The sequence below is a fragment of the Enterococcus saigonensis genome (assembly GCF_011397115.1).
GTDB lineage: Bacteria > Bacillota > Bacilli > Lactobacillales > Enterococcaceae > Enterococcus_C > Enterococcus_C saigonensis.
The window spans coordinates 2,150,001-2,167,495 of record NZ_AP022822.1; the positions used below are offsets into that span (position 1 = coordinate 2,150,001).

Genomic DNA, 17,495 nt, shown 5'->3' on the forward strand with positions numbered 1-17,495 from the left:
AACGCTCTCCTACCAATACACCTTACGGTGTACTCCACAGCTTCGGTAGTATGTTTAGCCCCGGTACATTTTCGGCGCAGGGTCACTCGACTAGTGAGCTATTACGCACTCTTTAAATGGTGGCTGCTTCTGAGCCAACATCCTAGTTGTCTGTGCAACCCCACATCCTTTTCCACTTAACATACATTTTGGGACCTTAGCTGGTGGTCTGGGCTGTTTCCCTTTCGACTATGGATCTTATCACTCACAGTCTGACTGCCGAATATAAATGAATGGCATTCGGAGTTTATCTGAATTCGGTAACCCGAGATGGGCCCCTAGTCCAAACAGTGCTCTACCTCCATCATTCTTCACTTCGACGCTAGCCCTAAAGCTATTTCGGAGAGAACCAGCTATCTCCAAGTTCGTTTGGAATTTCTCCGCTACCCACACCTCATCCCCGCACTTTTCAACGTACGTGGGTTCGGTCCTCCAGTGCGTTTTACCGCACCTTCAACCTGGACATGGGTAGATCACATGGTTTCGGGTCTACGACTACATACTCATTCGCCCTATTCAGACTCGCTTTCGCTGCGGCTCCGTCTCTTCAACTTAACCTCGCATGCAATCGTAACTCGCCGGTTCATTCTACAAAAGGCACGCTATCACCCATTAACGGGCTCTAACTTGTTGTAGGCACACGGTTTCAGGATCTATTTCACTCCCCTTCCGGGGTGCTTTTCACCTTTCCCTCACGGTACTGGTTCACTATCGGTCACTAGGGAGTATTTAGCCTTGGGAGATGGTCCTCCCGGATTCCGACGGAATTCCTCGTGTTCCGCCGTACTCAGGATCCTCCTAGGTGCCTTCCAAATTTCGTCTACGGGGTTTTTACCCTCTTTGACTGACTTTTCCAAGTCATTCGACTATCTGAAAGAACTACCATATCGGAGTCCTACAACCCCAAGATGCAAGCATCTTGGTTTGGGCTGTTCCCTTTTCGCTCGCCGCTACTTGGGGAATCGATTTTTCTTTCTCTTCCTGCAGGTACTTAGATGTTTCAGTTCTCTGCGTCTACCTCGTATACGCTATGTATTCACGTATACGTAACATCCTATAAAAGATGCTGGGTTCCCCCATTCGGAAATCTCTGGATCATAGCTTACTTACAGCTCCCCAAAGCATATCGGTGTTAGTCCCGTCCTTCATCGGCTCCTAGTGCCAAGGCATCCACCGTGCGCCCTTATTCACTTAACCTTATAAGACCTTACGGTCTGGTTTTGAGCAGTTCTTCTAGCGATAGAAGCTTACTCAAGAAAATAAGCAATTGAACTTATTAAAAAACTCATTCAACGCGGTGTTCTCGGTTTGTTTTGATTTTTTCTTCAAGTATCCAGTTTTCAATGAACAAATATTTTGAGAGTAAACCTCTCAAAACTGAACAAAGACAAGTGACAAACTGTGTAGTTTCCGTAATATTCCTTAGAAAGGAGGTGATCCAGCCGCACCTTCCGATACGGCTACCTTGTTACGACTTCACCCCAATCATCTATCCCACCTTAGGCGGCTGGCTCCAAAAGGTTACCTCACCGACTTCGGGTGTTACAAACTCTCGTGGTGTGACGGGCGGTGTGTACAAGGCCCGGGAACGTATTCACCGCGGCGTGCTGATCCGCGATTACTAGCGATTCCGGCTTCATGTAGGCGAGTTGCAGCCTACAATCCGAACTGAGAGAAGCTTTAAGAGATTAGCTTAGCCTCGCGACTTCGCAACTCGTTGTACTTCCCATTGTAGCACGTGTGTAGCCCAGGTCATAAGGGGCATGATGATTTGACGTCATCCCCACCTTCCTCCGGTTTGTCACCGGCAGTCTCGCTAGAGTGCCCAACTAAATGATGGCAACTAACAATAAGGGTTGCGCTCGTTGCGGGACTTAACCCAACATCTCACGACACGAGCTGACGACAACCATGCACCACCTGTCACTTTGCCCCCGAAGGGAAAGCTCTATCTCTAGAGTGGTCAAAGGATGTCAAGACCTGGTAAGGTTCTTCGCGTTGCTTCGAATTAAACCACATGCTCCACCGCTTGTGCGGGCCCCCGTCAATTCCTTTGAGTTTCAACCTTGCGGTCGTACTCCCCAGGCGGAGTGCTTAATGCGTTTGCTGCAGCACTGAAGGGCGGAAACCCTCCAACACTTAGCACTCATCGTTTACGGCGTGGACTACCAGGGTATCTAATCCTGTTTGCTCCCCACGCTTTCGAGCCTCAGCGTCAGTTACAGACCAGAGAGCCGCCTTCGCCACTGGTGTTCCTCCATATATCTACGCATTTCACCGCTACACATGGAATTCCACTCTCCTCTTCTGCACTCAAGTCTCCCAGTTTCCAATGACCCTCCCCGGTTGAGCCGGGGGCTTTCACATCAGACTTAAGAAACCGCCTGCGCTCGCTTTACGCCCAATAAATCCGGACAACGCTTGCCACCTACGTATTACCGCGGCTGCTGGCACGTAGTTAGCCGTGGCTTTCTGGTTAGATACCGTCAAGGGATGAACATTTTACTCTCATCCTTGTTCTTCTCTAACAACAGAGTTTTACGATCCGAAAACCTTCTTCACTCACGCGGCGTTGCTCGGTCAGACTTTCGTCCATTGCCGAAGATTCCCTACTGCTGCCTCCCGTAGGAGTCTGGGCCGTGTCTCAGTCCCAGTGTGGCCGATCACCCTCTCAGGTCGGCTATGCATCGTGGCCTTGGTGAGCCGTTACCTCACCAACTAGCTAATGCACCGCGGGTCCATCCTCAAGTGACGCAAAAGCGCCTTTCAAATCACAAACATGTGTTTATGATTTTTATGCGGTATTAGCACCTGTTTCCAAGTGTTATCCCCCGCTTGAGGGCAGGTTACCCACGTGTTACTCACCCGTTCGCCACTCCTCTTTTTCCGGTGGAGCAAGCTCCGGTGGAAAAAGAAGCGTTCGACTTGCATGTATTAGGCACGCCGCCAGCGTTCGTCCTGAGCCAGGATCAAACTCTCATAAAAAGTGTTTGAACAGTCAAATGACTGTTAAGCTCAAATAAAATTGATTCTGCTAGCTATTGCTTGCATGTTGTTTGCTTCTCTAAAAGAAGCGCCCTACACATTGGTTCGTTTGCTTGCTTTGTTCAGTTTTCAAAGGTCTACTTCGTTGCTTTTAAAAATGTTTCAGCAACTCTTATATCTTATCAGTTGACTTAATTCTTGTCAACTGTTTTTTCAAAAAGTTTTAAAAACTTTTTGAAACGATATTTCAGAAATGTGCTGTTTACTAAGCAACTTCGTTAGTTTAACAGTCGTTTTGGCAACTGTCAACAATTTTTTCAAAAATGTTTCAAGTTGTTTTCAATTGCATGACTGTTTCGTCAACGTTGATTAATTTACCACTAAAAAAAGACTAGGTCAACACAAAAATAGTAAGAATAATTTGAGATTATTCTCCACTTTACTTTAATATTCGGTTTTACACCGAATACAAAAAATTAACCTTGGTTAATAAAAAGAAAAGAACCCATACTTACATAAAAGTAACGATCTTATCTTTCAGTAAATTCGGAAAAAAATTTTTTACCTTTTTTTAGTTGAATCTTTTTTTCTATAAAAATTATAGGAGAACTAGGCTTTAAAACCTAGTTCTTCCAATAATCAATTAAAAAGATCAATTAAATCTCTTGGTGATGCAACAAAAATTTTGCATCCGGCTTTCTCTAGTTCTGCTTTTTTACCAAAACCATATAAGACACCTACTGGTAAAATATCATTTATTTTTCCACCTACAACATCATTTTCTCGATCACCAATCATCACGGCGTCTGCTTTATCATTTAATTCTGATTTTTCAATTCCATAAGCTAAAACTTCTGCTTTTTCGCTACGCTTATTATCCAAATCAGCACCATATATCCCAGTAAAATATTGTGTGTAATCCAAAAAGTCTAAAATTGCTTTAGCAAAAACTTCTGGTTTTGAAGTAGCTAAATAAATCTTTTTTTCTTTTGCTAATGTTAATAAACTCTCTTTAATTCCAGTATAAGGTGTTATTTCAAACATTCCACTTTGACGGTAATGTTCGCGATAAAACGCAACAGCTCTATTTGCTTGTTTTTCATCCATCCCTATTTTTTTAAAAGAGGTTAACAAAGGTGGGCCAATAAATGAATTTAGTTCTTCATCCGCTATATCTGTCAATTCCATTTTTTGTAGGGCATAACGAATAGAAGAAAATATTCCTTTTTGTGAATTAATAATGGTACCATCCAAATCAAAAAACAGATGATTTTGTTCCATAACAACACATCCTTTCTTTTTTATTACTATAACTATATAAGTAGTTTACTTCAAAGCAGCAAATTATGGTAAATAAGTTTTAACGCCTAATTCTTTTGGTAAAACTAAGTTAATAAGCATATTAATTGCTGTAAAGCAGATTAATCGTTATACTTACTTTTAGTAAGATAAATATTGTTCAATTTGGAGGAATAAAAATGGATACACAAATTAGAGGGCTTCATCACGTTACTGCTATGACTTCAAGCGCTGAAAAAATTTACCGCTTTTTTACTGACATCTTAGGATTGCGTCTCATTAAAAAGACAGTTAACCAAGATGACATTGAAACATATCATTTATATTTCACTGATGACTTAGGTTCTGCGGGAACAGATATGACATTTTTTGATTTTCCAGGTATCCCTAAAGGTACAAAAGGGACAAATACAATTTCTCGCACCTCGTTTCGTGTGAAAAATGATGCCGCTTTGACTTATTGGGCATCCCGCTTTGATGAATACAAAATCGAACATAGCGAAATCAAAGAACGCTTTGGTAAAAAATACATGGAATTTGAAGATTTTGACAATCAACGTTATCAATTAATTTCTGACCAAAATAATCACGGTGTTGCTGGTGGTACCCCTTGGAAAAATAGTAATGTTCCAAGTGAACATGCAATTATTGGCTTAGGACCAGCTTTTGTTACAATTGAAAATTTAGAACATATGAATTTAGTTTTAACAAATGTTTTAGGTTTTAAAGAAACAGCAAATGATGGCAACTTTCATTTATTCGAAATTGGTGAAGGTGGTAATGGGGCTAGTATCATCGTAGAACATCGCGACGATATTCCACGTGCGTCAGAAGGTTTCGGAAATGTTCATCACTTGGCTTTGCGTGTTGCTGACAAAGAAGCATTAGAGTGGTGGATTGATCGGATTAACGAATTGGAATTTCCAAATTCTGGTTTCACAGAACGTTTTTACTTCGCATCTGAATATTTTATGGCGGCTCCAAATGTTTTATTTGAACTCGCAACAGATGGACCAGGTTTCTTGGAAGATGAAACTTACGAAACAGCTGGCGAAATTTTATCTTTGCCACCTTTCTTAGAACCAAAACGACAAGAAATTGAAGATTATGTGCGTCCATTTGATACCAGTGACGCGAATACAAAGCGGGCGTAAGTTTGCTTTTAATTGATTAACTAATTCATAATTACCCGAACAACAGTATTATCATTGGGCTATTGTCTATAAATTGTTATGATTAACTCTAGACACTCAGATAATGCCATAAATGTTCGGGTATTATTTTATTTGCTCACATTCTTAAAGGAGGCTAATTTATGATTCATTTTTCTGCTGAGACATTGGCGCCAAAACAAAATTACAAATTTTTAACGGGAGCCGTTGCCCCCAGGCCCATTGCTTGGATTACAACAACAAGTAAAGAAGGTGGGATTGTAAATCTTGCTCCATTTAGCTTTTTTACTGTAGTATCCAGTGACTTGCCCTATGTCTTAATTGCAACTACGCGCAAGAATGGGCAAAAAAAGACACTGCCAGAAATTTAAGTCAGACAAAAGAAGGCGTTATTCATGTAGTTGATGAAACTATTTTACCTCTGATGAACGAAACAGCAGCAAATTTGAAACCAGATGAAAGTGAACTTTCTTTAATTGATATCCCAACTGTCAAAAGCCGTAGCGTTACACCCCCAGGTCTTGTGGATCCTCTCATTCGTTTAGAAGTCACTTTACAACAAGAAATTCCTTTAAAAAATGACGAGGATACTGTAGTTTCTGATTTATTCATTTTAAAAGTCTTGGATTATTATTTTAATGAAACTGTTTTTGATTTAGAGAAAGAATACATTTTAAGCGAAAAATTACGTCCAGTAGCCCGATTAGCCGGTAACAATTATGCGTTATTCGGTGAAGTTTTAAGCTTAGTCCGCCCAAATTAAAAAGACAGAGCTGTATTCAGGATATAGATTTCAATTTCGCTATATTTCTCTTAACAAAGAAGTTCAGATCTATTGCCTTTTTTACAATAGATCTGAACTTTTTTCTATTTTTACTTTTATTTTTCATTTAAATAAATTCCTGCTGCTTCATTTAGTAACGGAGTAAAAGAAGTATAAGTGGGGAAAAAGGCACTACTATTGCAATAAATATCCTCCATTGTCCAATTACTTCGGATAAGGACAGCTATTAAATCTAAAAAAGATTGAATCGGCTGCTTACCAATCAATTGCGCACCAATCAAGCGTTGTTGCGAATCGATATACACAGTCGCTTTTGTAGTAGTCAAATCTCCCACTGTAATTTGTTCATAGATCAAATTATTCTGTTCAGCTTTTCGCGCAGTTAACCCCACTGAGCCTAAATAATAATCAAAAAATTTCGTAGTTGATATATCCAAATGCTCAGGCACTGCTAGTTTTTTCTGTGCAATATTCAGCGCCGCAATTCGACCTGTTTGCAACGCGTCCATTACTAAAGACAAGCGGACTCTTTTTTTAGTTATCAAATCCGGTAAAGCAATTAAATCCCCGATAGCATAGACATCTGGATAATTTGTCTGTAAATATTGATTTACTTTAATAGTTTTATCAGGTAAAAGTATTAGTCTATCCCAATATAAGCTACTATTTGGACGAGAATTTTTTGCAATAATTAATATGTCACAATCAATATTTTCCTGTAGCAATTGGAGGGACAATCCTTTATTTCCTTCTTCTATTTTAATGATTTGGTTTTCTAAATAAAGGGATGCCCCCTTTTCTTTGAATTTATTCTTTAGAAAATCGCTTATTTTTTCGTTATAATATTCGTGAACCAAGTGTTGGCCAGAACCAATTAAAACTACTTTTTTACCTACATTTAGTAAAGATTCAGCTAACTCCAACCCGACATATCCAACTCCAGAAATCGCAATGCAATTTGATTTTTCTATGGCGGCTAAGGTACTTTCTGATTCTGAGAATGATTTATAACTATAAACTTTAGACATACCTTCATATTTTTTTGGAAGATATTGTTTTGCCCCTGTTGCCAAAATTAACTCATCATACGTTTCTTCATAAAAATTTTTACCGTTTGTAAAATAGACTTTTTTATATTCCCACATAATTTTGGTTACTTTGTAACCGAAAAAAGTTTTGATGCCTATTTTTTCTAAATCTGCAGGTGCTGTTATCGCTTCTTTCAAATCACATATGTGACCGGATAGTACTAAATTTATACCGCTAGCTATAAAGGGAGTTGTCTTTTCTTTTTCAATTAAAATAATCTTACGACTAGGATCTAGTCTCCGCAATTCCCTAGCTGCCATTTGTCCACTATGAGAAGCACCGATAATTAATGTTTTTTTCATCTATTATCTCCATTTTTTCATTCCACTTCATTTTTCTTGTTTTTTTTAACGATATATAGTTATATTTAATCAAACAATATCCTTTAAAAATAATATATCTACTCAGGATTAAGTAAAAGGAGTGTTATTTTGTTAAAAAGAGAGCTATTGGAAAAGCCATATGATTTAATGAACGATATCTTAGTTTATCTATACAACAATGGTGGAAATTGTCCAAAAGAGGAACTTTGTGTGAGTTTGGTCATTACACCAAATACATTAACAGAATATTTTACCTTATTAAAGGAATTTATTAAAAACAATGGTTTTTCCAATCAAATTGCACTAAAAGAAGAACGTCAAAATCTTATTCTGATAAAAAAACATGATTTTCCACTAAAACTCTGCTACCTGAGATTTTTAGAACAATCTATAAAATTTCAAATAATAAAATGGCTTTTCACCAATGGCACGATCAATGCGCCTATCTTCCAAAACCATTTTAACATTAGTTCTGCTACTTACTATCGCCGAGTAGGTGAATTAAATGAACTGCTACAAGAATTTCGCTTAAGTATTAAACGAGGAAAATTAGAAGGCGACGAAAATCAAATTCGCTATTTTTACTTTTCTTATTATTGGTTTTTAAAAGAAAATAAAAGTGAATTTAGTAAAGAAGTCAATCAACTTTATAGTCCGCTTATTCAAGAACTTAGAGAAAAACTAACAATCTCTTTTGACCCAATGGAAGTATTACAAATAAAATTATGGATGAAAATCTCTTTTACTCGTCTAAATCAAACACGCAATTATACCTTTTCAAGTGACTTTGAGAAAAAAGATCGTCCGCTTTTCGATGAAATAAACACAATATTGTTTCAATATATGAAAAGTTACGATAGACCTTATACTCTCCACGAGGGATTAATGTTTTATGACTTTTTTTGTAGCTTACGTAACTTTTCGCCTTATTCTCCTTTTGCTTTTCGTCTTGCAAAACAACAACGAGAAGAACAAACGTACCTTGACTATCAAAATCAACAAATTTTGTATTATTTGCAACAAATCGGCTATATTGAAAATAAAGTTTTTCCAAAACGTAATTTGATTCTGTCACATTATTTATATCAATATCATTCACAATTATACTATTTTGATGGCTTTGTTTTAAACTTCGATGCGTGGGGAATTTACTTAACTGTTGAAAGTTTAAGAAATCCTATTAACTCTGAAGAAATCCAGAAATTCATGGATTTCTGCCAAAAACAATTTTTTCCAGATGATCCTATTCAACGTTATCGGAATATCTTATCTGAAATCAATTACTCTTCAATTTTGAATATCGCCCAAGATTTATCAAATCAACACATTTTGATTTCTGTTCATCACAGTATTAATTCTTATCTAGCAGCATTGACCATTCAACTTATAAAAAATACACTGGGAAATAAATATGAACTTGAATTAAGCGTTTATGATGAAGATACTCCTAGTGACATTTTACTTTCAAATGTCTATCTTACTTCTTTTGAAGAACAGGAAAGCTATTACTATGTCTTTTCTGATTGTTGCAATCAATATGATCTAAAAGAAATTGAAAAAATAATACAAAATATCATTTCCAATCGATTTACGCAAAATATTTATGATTCTTGATGCAGCAAAAAAAATTTTTTCCTTAATTACGCGAGTTAATCGTTATGACCCAACTGAGAAGAACACGCTATTTTTCTTTAATCAAATATTGCTCATGCGTCAAGGAAATTATTTTTTAAATCTACAAGAACATTTTCCAATATGGAAATATCTTGCGATACTTTTAATAACACACTTCTTCCCTGTATTTGAGCAATAATAGTTTTTGTTTAAAAAATACCGCTTCAAGTAGCCTTTATCACTACTCGAAGCGGTATTTGTCTACGGTCTGATTCCAAGGAATTTAATTCCTTGGAATTTTTTGTTATGTAGCTTTATTCCTTATTACCATTCAACTGTAATTATTTCCAAAATCATCTAGCTGGGTTTGTAATTCATTTATTTCTTCGTACAATTGCTCTATTTCCTCTTTTACTTCCTCTAGTGTTGCACCATTTATGCTGTAACCTTTATAATAAGCCGTCATATACTCGCTTTCTTCTAAGTGTTGTAATTTATCTCTTAATTTCCCTAAAAGTTCAATATTGGACTCATACTGCAATTCATTCATATTGATATGCTCCTCTTTAACTTAGGCCAATGCATTGGGTGGCATCAACTGGGGCCCGTTTTTTTCTCTGGCCAATACCCAATCATCGTTATCCCACATTTCTGTCTTTCGGCGTCCGTGAGAATAATCCCAACGCGAGTCAATTTCCATCTCAATTATTTGATTATCTGCTCCCAATGTAACCCAATTGTAACTTCCATTAGCATGTGCATACTTAATCCAAAGAACAGGAAACTGAGCTGTCTTATTTTCCAAAGTAATTTGCCGCTGTTGGCGTTCAATTCGGATAAAGGATAATCTCCTTGCGTAACTAGAATCACTCTTTAAAAAAGTTTTTTGGGCAACTTCTTGAGCTAATTGGGAAGATGGAAGCTTACCAGTAGGAATAGTGGTTAAATTTTTAATACTTAAAATAGTAGTGTTCGAAAAAACTATGATAATACGAGGACCATTTAAGCTGAAGATGCCATCTTCTTGAAAACGCCAAACAGTTACAGCTTTATTATTTCGATAGACGTTTTTCTCCTCTACTAATTGGTAAGAATCCGGTATCGTAACCATCCCTTTTAATAATTTTTCGTGCTTCATCCTTAAACCCTCCTTTAGATTAAGAATTTAATTTATGAATAGCCGTAATAAATACATTTTGTTCCTCTGGTGTTAAGGGTTGTAAAAACATTTCATTCACTAATTTCAAATTATTCAAGATAATATGGTACATTTCTCTTCCCTTTGGTGTTAAGGAAAGGAGATATCCGCGGCGATCACTAGGATTTTCCTTGCGTATAACGTAATTACTATCCATCAATTTTTGTAATGCCCGTGTGACATTACTGGCGTTTACTCCCGTTAGTTGGACAAGCTTTTCTTGTGGTAAATCACCAAAATCATATAGTTTTAAGATGTAATAATACAGACTAGAATTTAATTCATAAGACATCAAATAACGATCAATTAGTTGGATATATTGCCGACTAACAGTTGGTAATTTTTTTAAAATATCAATTTCATTGCAATCGTGATCCAAAAATACATCTCCTTCTTATATTTATTATTTGTTTGCGCAAGCAAATAATAAAACATTAACTGAATAACGTCAACTATAAAGATCCATTTAATAAATTAAAGCTTACATATTATTATGTAAGCTTCTGTTCAAGACCTGAAATCAGATGGCTTGTACCGATTAATTCTGATTTGATTAGTTATCTTTAGTAGATTATTATAATAAACAGCAAATATATTCATTCCAAGGCTGGCTTAAAAGTAAATTGGGAGCTTTCAATTTATTATTCCAAAATAATACTACAAACAGGGCTCTTATACTTTCCTTCTATTATAAATACCCAACCCTTTAAGAAAATTACGCATATATTTATCTCCACAAGGTTTAAAATTTCGTTGTCCTTCTTTTCGTAAAAAAGCGCCAATCTCCCCCTTTGATGGATAAAGCTCAACCTCGGCAAAAATAGCTAAGATATCTTCTGTAGTCATGGAAAGTGCAATTTTTAACTTTTTCAACAACACATTATTGATATTTTTAATTTCCTTACTCTTTTGTGACGTCCCTTCTATAGCGGGTTTATCTTTTTGTGGTCCTCTTGCTAAGATAATTAAGCCATTTAAAAATGAATCAAAAATCTGATTATTAATGGCTTTTTCGTAAATATTTTTTTCTGCACTGTCTTCGTGTTTACCTTGAGTTTTTGTCAGCATTGCTCGAGCTTCTTCTTTAGTTACCGAAACACCACCAAGTTCAAAAGCTTTTATTAAATCCGTATCTTTAAGATCAATTGCGTATCGCAATCGTAATAATCGATCGTTATTATTCATTTCTTCCTCCAGTTTTCTTATATTATATATGGAATAGATTTCTGTTTTTTATTAGTTAGGATTTAACTTCCCTAGATTGTTTTATAAATATCTTAGATTGTCATTATTTGTGATACGGTTCCCCATTATTTATCCGAAAAGCGCGATATATTTGCTCCACTAAAATCAAACGCATTAATTGATGGGGATAGGTCATTTTGCCAAAGGAAATTTGCGTATTACTACGTTTTATAACCTCTGGACTTAAACCCAGAGAGCCACCAATTACAAAAACAAAACTACTTTTTCCTCGGAGCATTAATTGTGAAATTTGTTTAGCAAAAGCTTCACTAGTTGGGTTTTCTCCTTCAATTGCCAATGCAAAAACATAATCTTGTTCTCTAATTTTAGCCAAGATGCGTTCGCCTTCTTTTTCCTTTACCTGCACCATTTGTGCGTCACTTAAATTTTCTGGTGCTTTTTCATCAGGTACTTCGAGTAACTCAATTTTTGTATAGCCACCGAGACGTTTTACATATTCTTTTATCCCTTGAACTAAATATTTTTCTTTTAATTTACCGACTGCAATGATTTTGATTTGCATGTTTTTCCTCTTTTCCCCAAGTGTTAATAAGTCTGTTTTAGTTTACCACAAAGTTTTACACAGTCCTGTTTCTTTTTGATAAATATTTGTCACGCAAAAAAGCCTGCTTGTCCCTATTAACCCCACCCAAACATACGTTTCTATCCTTTTATCCACATTGTTCACAAGTCTGTGGATAACTAATCCCCAGTTCTTTTTTATGCTTGTATCGACTATTTTTAAAGGAACAAGATAAAATTTCGTTATTTGTGAAATATTTCATACCAACTTCTTCATATTTTTTTCAAAGTCTATAATTAGACTAAACTCAGCAATAAATCATATACTATACTTATAAGAATTCCACATTAAGGGGGAAAAAACATGCAAAGAAAAAAATCAGGAGGCACATTTAGCCGTTTTTTAGTCGGATTATTAGGTGGTGTCTTAGGGGCTGTCTTAGTCGGAGGCGGCTACTTATTAGCTACAGGAGCAGACTTGCAACCAAATAATAACGCAACTGAACAAACAACCACTGCAAGTGGAGATACCAAAGTCTCAAATGTCAAAGTCAATGCAGATACAGATATTACCTCAGCGGTGGATAAAGTCCAAGATGCAGTTGTTTCTGTCATTAACTTACAAAAACAACAAGCCTCATCAAGTAATCCTTTTGGCGATTTATTTGGTCAAGGACAATCTGAAGCAGAATCTGAAAGTGATAGCGAATCAGGTGGCTTACAAGCTGTCGGTGAAGGTAGTGGTGTCATTTATAAAAAAGACGGTAAAACCGCTTATGTTGTAACCAATAATCACGTTGTTGAAGGACAAGATGGTTTGGAAGTCGTTTTAAAGAATGGTGAAAAAATCAAAGCTGAGTTAGTTGGAACAGACAGTTATACCGATTTGGCTGTTTTAAAAATCAGCAGTGATAAAGTTGATAAAACAGCTACGTTCGGCGATTCTTCAGAATTAAAAGTTGGCGAACCTGCGATTGCTATCGGCTCCCCACTCGGTTCACAATATGCAAACTCTGTAACCTCTGGGATTATTTCTTCATTAAATCGCCAAGTAGCTGATTCTCAAACCGGCGTCAATATCAGTGCGATTCAAACAGATGCTGCGATTAATCCGGGTAACTCTGGTGGCCCATTAGTAAATATCGCTGGTCAAGTGATTGGAATTAACTCAAGTAAAATTGCTTCAACAAATTCTTCAAGCTCTGATATTAGTGTTGAAGGCATGGGCTTTGCCATTCCAAGTAACGATGTAGTCTCCATTATTAATCAGCTTGAGAAAAATGGTAAAGTTATTCGTCCAGCACTTGGTATTACTATGGTTGACTTATCTGCGGTAACGTCACAACAACAAGAACAAATTTTGAAAGTACCAAATACTGTAAAAAACGGCGTGGTTATCACTTCTGTTCAAAATGCTACGCCAGCAGAGCAAGCTGGTTTAAAACAATATGATGTTATTACAAAACTTGATGGAAAAGAAGTTGATTCCAGTTCTGATTTGCAATCTGCTTTATACAAGAAAAAAGTTGGCGATTCCATTGAAATTACTTACTACCGTGGTAGTAAAGAACACACAACTAAAGTTTCATTAACTATTGATCAGTCTGCTTTAAAGCAAAATAATTAATTTAAACAGGAATTCACCTGCAGTCATCTGATTGCAGGTGTTTTTGTCTAAAACAAAAAGAACCTTTCACAGTATTTGTATCGTCCTTATTGTTAGATTTTTAATCTAACTTTTTAGGCGTACTACATTCTGCGAAAAGTTCTTTATTTAGGCTAACTTAAATTCACTACCCACAACAGCATCTTGACTTAATTCTAAAATGCCTTTTTTCTGTGGTGCATTAGGCAATTCTAATTCTTTAGCTGAACAAATCATACCATAGCTTTCTACACCCCGTAACACACCCGGCCAAATTAGCATTCCATCAGGCATCATCGTCCCAGGTTTTGCAACTACTACTTTCAATCCTTCACGAATATTGGCAGCACCGCAGACAATCTGCAGCACTTCTCCATTATCAACTTCCGTTTGTGTAATTGATAGATGATCGCTATCAGGATGTGGCACACAGCTTTTGACAAACCCAACCACAAAATGTGGCGCATGATCATAAGGTAGCTTCTCACTAAATCCAGAAATTGCTAACTTTTCATTTAATAGATCAATTTGCTCGTCTGTTAGTGAAATGGCGCCACTGCCAGTTAATGATAGAAATTCAGAAACGTGAAAAAAATTCCAACCGACAATTGTACCTGCGCTATTTTTAATTTGCGCAATATTGAATTTTCGTTCAACAGTTTGTTCTAATCCCTTATCGTCAGCCATCATTACTATTAAAGTGTCGCCAACGTGGGCTTTGTTGTATGCAAAAATCACAACGTTTCCTCCTCAAAAAACTCTTTCAAAATTTGTAGCGTAATTGTCTTAACTACCGCTAGCTATCTTACCAAAAAAGAAGGATGTCGTCATGCTTTTTCGTTTTTTTCTTCATAAGTTACAACTAAAACATCACAGGGAGCTTCTCGGATAACAAAACTTGCTACACTTCCAGTCATAAATCGTTCGACAGCATTTAAGCCTGATTGGCCAACCATCACTAAATCAATAGCGTATTTTTCCGGTAGTTGCTGCGCCATTGCACTTTTGGCTGAGCCATACGCGATAATGCCTTCAATATTGGTAAAGTCAACAGACTTACCATATTTTTTACACTCTTCAATTAGTAATTTGGCCGTATTGGCTTCTTGATCGACAATATTTTGATTCAACGAACTATACCCCATTAAAACTGGAACATTTTGTTGAATGACATTGGCAACGTAAACTTTACCATCATTGCGCCGTGCAACTTCCACAGCTTTTTGAAAAGCCTGAGTTGCCTGTTCTGAACCGTCAATACCGACTAAAATGTTTTGATATGCCTGTTCACTCATAGTAATCTCCTTCTTTATGCTTGTGGTAAGTTATTTAGAAATTCTTCAATTTCTCCTTTTGTTTTACGATCTTTATTGACCAAACGACCTAGCTCTTTACCATCTTTAATCGCTACTAAACTCGGTATGCCAAAAATATTCCATTTAGCTGCAACATCAATGTATTCATCACGATCGACTTCAATAAATTGAAATTGAGGAAAATCTGCCTCAATTTCTGGTAACGCCGGCTTAATAAAACGACAGTCTCCACACCAATCAGCGGTGAAGAAAAAAACATTTTGCCCCTTATCTACGTAAGTCGCTAATTCTTCTAAATTCTTAGGAATAATCATAATATCTCCTTTTTACACTTTACTCGTAAAATTGGTAAGGTTACTGAAATTTAGCTAGTTAAAAGTAAATAATTTAACTTACAACTGCCAATTATTTGCCACCAACAATGGTAGCTACTGTACTTTTATCTAAACCTTTTAATGTTTGAATTAACATTTCACGAGCTGCTTCAAAGTCGGCAATACTAAACATCGTTTGGTGTGTATGAATGTAGCGTCCACAAACCCCAATAACTGTACTTGGTACACCTTCATTAGTTGTATGCGCCGCACCGGCATCTGTTCCGCCTTTTGAAACAAAGTATTGATACGGAATATTGTTTGTTTCTGCTGTATCTAACAAGTATTCTTTCAAGCGTGGCAACATAATCAAACCTGGATCATAAATTCGCATTAACGTGCCTTCACCTAAATGACCAAAAGTACCGTTTTTTGTGACCGTATCATCAGCTGCAGAACAATCAACGGCAAAAAATAAATCCGGTTTAAATTTAGAAACAGAGGGTTTTGATCCTCTTAAACCAACTTCTTCTTGCACATTCGCACCGGCAATTAAAGTATGACCTAATTTTTCATTTTCTAACGCTTCTAAGGCTTCTAAAACAAGTGTACAGCCATAGCGGTTATCCCATGCCTTACTAATAATATTTTTGCCGTTTGCAGTTTTAATCGTTTCCACTTGCGGTACGATTGTATCTCCTGGTAACACTCCATACTCTAGAGCTTCTTCTTTTGAAGTAAAACCAGCATCAAATAAAATACTGTCCACAGAAACATTTTGTTGGCCACTTGTTCCTCGCAATAAATGTGGTGGAACGGAACTAGAGATACATGGGTAGTTATGACCCGTGGCTGTTTTTAAAGTAAAACGTTGTGCCGAAACAACGTAAGGATTCCAACCACCTAATGGTACAACTTTAAATAAACCGGTTGCCGTAATTTCTGTCAACATGAATCCTACTTCGTCCATATGAGCGGCTACCATTACCCGTGGTGCTGATGCGTCTTCATTATGACGAATACCAAAAAGTCCACCCAGACCATCTTGTTGAATTTCATCCACAAGTGGTGTCATTTTTTCTTTCATGTATGCTCTGACTTCATGTTCAAAACCACTTGTTCCTTGTAATTCTGTTAGTTCTTTAATACGTGCAAATGTTTTTTCTTCCATCTATTTACGCCCGTAGGCTAACCCTTCTTTCATAAAAAATCTTTACATGCCTATTATAGCATAACAAACTCAAAGCAAAATTGATTCAATACGAAAGTAGTTTTTTCTATTTATTTTTTTACTTTGTGCTAAAATAAAAGTGGATAAATAATGAAGACACACTCTAGCTGTTAATAGCAGAGATTATTGGATGAAAGAGTATAGGAGGGCGCCGAATGAACAACGAAAATGAATTTTCATATTTTAAAGGCGGACTGGCGCTGGGAATGAGTGTTGGTCTGGTCGGTGGAATGGCTTCGGCCTTTTGGCTACAGCAAAAAAGAACATTGCGGGCAGATAATGTTTTACACATTGTAAAAGAGGAATTTTTAAAAGAAGGCCCAATTGAAGGATCTTGGATTAATTTTGAAAAACAACCATTGCGAAAATTTGCCATTCATTCTGAAGGCTATGAAGGCGGTATCACACGCTTAGAAGATGACCAATTGGTGACGTATGAATTTTTAGCTGATGCGAAAACTGGGACTGTTCTAGATGTTAAGCGAGTAAAAATTAGCGAATGATTCCAAATTGGCAAAAAGTTGCTACATTTATGAATTGCGATAAAAAAACGACTGCAAAGGCCTATACTACTAAACCTTTGCAGTCGTTTTTTATCGTATTTTCTTTCCTGTATTAAACGTGAGAATACACCGCGGACAAAAATAATCTGCGTATGTTTCAACGTAACACATACAACATTGCTTAAAAAGCGCATCTTGTTTTATCCCAGTGATGTC

At 36.7% G+C, this 17,495-nt stretch carries 17 protein-coding genes and 2 rRNA genes (1 of these 19 only partly in view); 6 read left to right on the forward strand and 13 right to left on the reverse strand.

Annotated features, from left to right (window positions below; all coding sequences use genetic code 11):
* The 3 genes from EsVE80_RS10200 to EsVE80_RS10210 all read right to left on the reverse strand — a co-directional run.
* A 23S ribosomal RNA gene (locus EsVE80_RS10200) occupies window positions 1–1,236 on the reverse strand (it extends 1,679 nt beyond the left edge of the window).
* A gap of 229 nt (window positions 1,237–1,465) precedes the next feature.
* Window positions 1,466–3,024: ribosomal RNA gene (locus EsVE80_RS10205) — 16S ribosomal RNA — on the reverse strand.
* Together the 16S and 23S rRNA genes form the textbook arrangement of a ribosomal RNA operon.
* Before the next feature lie 639 nt (window positions 3,025–3,663).
* Window positions 3,664–4,305, reverse strand: coding sequence for an HAD hydrolase-like protein (locus EsVE80_RS10210; RefSeq protein ID WP_173103615.1), 642 nt, complete (start codon window positions 4,303–4,305; stop codon window positions 3,664–3,666).
* 197 nt (window positions 4,306–4,502) lie between these two features.
* Here EsVE80_RS10210 and EsVE80_RS10215 point away from each other — a divergent pair, with 197 nt between their 5' ends.
* From EsVE80_RS10215 to EsVE80_RS14035, 3 genes are all read left to right on the forward strand, one after another.
* The gene (locus tag EsVE80_RS10215; protein ID WP_173103616.1) at window positions 4,503–5,477 is read left to right on the forward strand and encodes a ring-cleaving dioxygenase; all 975 of its coding nucleotides are present in this window, start codon (window positions 4,503–4,505) and stop codon (window positions 5,475–5,477) included.
* Between the two features lie 161 nt (window positions 5,478–5,638).
* A complete protein-coding gene (locus EsVE80_RS14030; protein ID WP_332107353.1) occupies window positions 5,639–5,866 on the forward strand; it encodes a hypothetical protein in 228 nt (75 codons plus the stop codon).
* A 20-nt stretch (window positions 5,867–5,886) separates the two neighbouring features.
* The gene (locus EsVE80_RS14035) at window positions 5,887–6,258 is read left to right on the forward strand and encodes a hypothetical protein (RefSeq protein ID WP_332107358.1); all 372 of its coding nucleotides are present in this window, start codon (window positions 5,887–5,889) and stop codon (window positions 6,256–6,258) included.
* 116 nt (window positions 6,259–6,374) lie between these two features.
* Here the strand turns inward: EsVE80_RS14035 and EsVE80_RS10225 are convergent, their stop codons facing one another.
* Entirely contained in the window at window positions 6,375–7,670 is a 1,296-nt protein-coding gene (locus EsVE80_RS10225) for an FAD-dependent oxidoreductase (protein WP_173103617.1), read from the reverse strand.
* Between the two features lie 129 nt (window positions 7,671–7,799).
* On the opposite strand from EsVE80_RS10225, the gene EsVE80_RS10230 reads away from it, so the two are divergent.
* Entirely contained in the window at window positions 7,800–9,305 is a 1,506-nt protein-coding gene (locus tag EsVE80_RS10230; protein WP_173103618.1) for a helix-turn-helix domain-containing protein, read from the forward strand.
* A 331-nt stretch (window positions 9,306–9,636) separates the two neighbouring features.
* On the opposite strand, the gene EsVE80_RS10235 is transcribed toward EsVE80_RS10230, so the two are convergent.
* The 5 genes from EsVE80_RS10235 to rlmH all read right to left on the reverse strand — a co-directional run bounded on the left by EsVE80_RS10235 (window position 9,637) and on the right by rlmH (window position 12,271).
* Complete coding sequence (locus EsVE80_RS10235) at window positions 9,637–9,855, reverse strand: hypothetical protein (RefSeq protein ID WP_173103619.1); 219 nt, start codon at window positions 9,853–9,855, stop codon at window positions 9,637–9,639.
* A 21-nt stretch (window positions 9,856–9,876) separates the two neighbouring features.
* Window positions 9,877–10,443, reverse strand: coding sequence for a hypothetical protein (locus tag EsVE80_RS10240; protein WP_173103620.1), 567 nt, complete (start codon window positions 10,441–10,443; stop codon window positions 9,877–9,879).
* 19 nt (window positions 10,444–10,462) lie between these two features.
* The gene (locus EsVE80_RS10245) at window positions 10,463–10,882 is read right to left on the reverse strand and encodes a MarR family winged helix-turn-helix transcriptional regulator (protein WP_173103621.1); all 420 of its coding nucleotides are present in this window, start codon (window positions 10,880–10,882) and stop codon (window positions 10,463–10,465) included.
* A 293-nt stretch (window positions 10,883–11,175) separates the two neighbouring features.
* On the reverse strand, window positions 11,176–11,688 hold the full coding sequence (locus EsVE80_RS10250; protein ID WP_173103622.1) for a YehS family protein: 513 nt from the start codon (window positions 11,686–11,688) through the stop codon (window positions 11,176–11,178).
* Window positions 11,689–11,791: 103 nt separating this feature from the next.
* Window positions 11,792–12,271: a 23S rRNA (pseudouridine(1915)-N(3))-methyltransferase RlmH gene (gene rlmH / locus EsVE80_RS10255; protein ID WP_173103623.1), complete on the reverse strand. Its 480-nt coding sequence runs from the start codon at window positions 12,269–12,271 to the stop codon at window positions 11,792–11,794.
* Between the two features lie 363 nt (window positions 12,272–12,634).
* Between rlmH and EsVE80_RS10260 the strand changes: the two genes are divergently transcribed.
* Window positions 12,635–13,897, forward strand: a complete 1,263-nt coding sequence (locus EsVE80_RS10260) for a S1C family serine protease (RefSeq protein ID WP_173103624.1) — start codon at window positions 12,635–12,637, stop codon at window positions 13,895–13,897.
* 147 nt (window positions 13,898–14,044) lie between these two features.
* Here EsVE80_RS10260 and ytpR read toward each other — a convergent pair whose 3' ends face one another.
* From ytpR to pepA, 4 genes are all read right to left on the reverse strand, one after another.
* Entirely contained in the window at window positions 14,045–14,653 is a 609-nt protein-coding gene (ytpR, locus tag EsVE80_RS10265) for a YtpR family tRNA-binding protein (RefSeq protein WP_173103625.1), read from the reverse strand.
* A gap of 89 nt (window positions 14,654–14,742) precedes the next feature.
* Complete coding sequence (locus tag EsVE80_RS10270) at window positions 14,743–15,210, reverse strand: universal stress protein (protein ID WP_173103626.1); 468 nt, start codon at window positions 15,208–15,210, stop codon at window positions 14,743–14,745.
* Window positions 15,211–15,224: 14 nt separating this feature from the next.
* Window positions 15,225–15,545, reverse strand: coding sequence for a thioredoxin family protein (locus tag EsVE80_RS10275; protein WP_173103627.1), 321 nt, complete (start codon window positions 15,543–15,545; stop codon window positions 15,225–15,227).
* A gap of 91 nt (window positions 15,546–15,636) precedes the next feature.
* A complete protein-coding gene (gene pepA / locus EsVE80_RS10280) occupies window positions 15,637–16,716 on the reverse strand; it encodes a glutamyl aminopeptidase (protein WP_173103628.1) in 1,080 nt (359 codons plus the stop codon).
* A gap of 215 nt (window positions 16,717–16,931) precedes the next feature.
* Here pepA and EsVE80_RS10285 point away from each other — a divergent pair, with 215 nt between their 5' ends.
* Window positions 16,932–17,279: a PepSY domain-containing protein gene (locus tag EsVE80_RS10285; protein WP_173103629.1), complete on the forward strand. Its 348-nt coding sequence runs from the start codon at window positions 16,932–16,934 to the stop codon at window positions 17,277–17,279.
* Window positions 17,280–17,495: the final 216 nt, after the last annotated feature.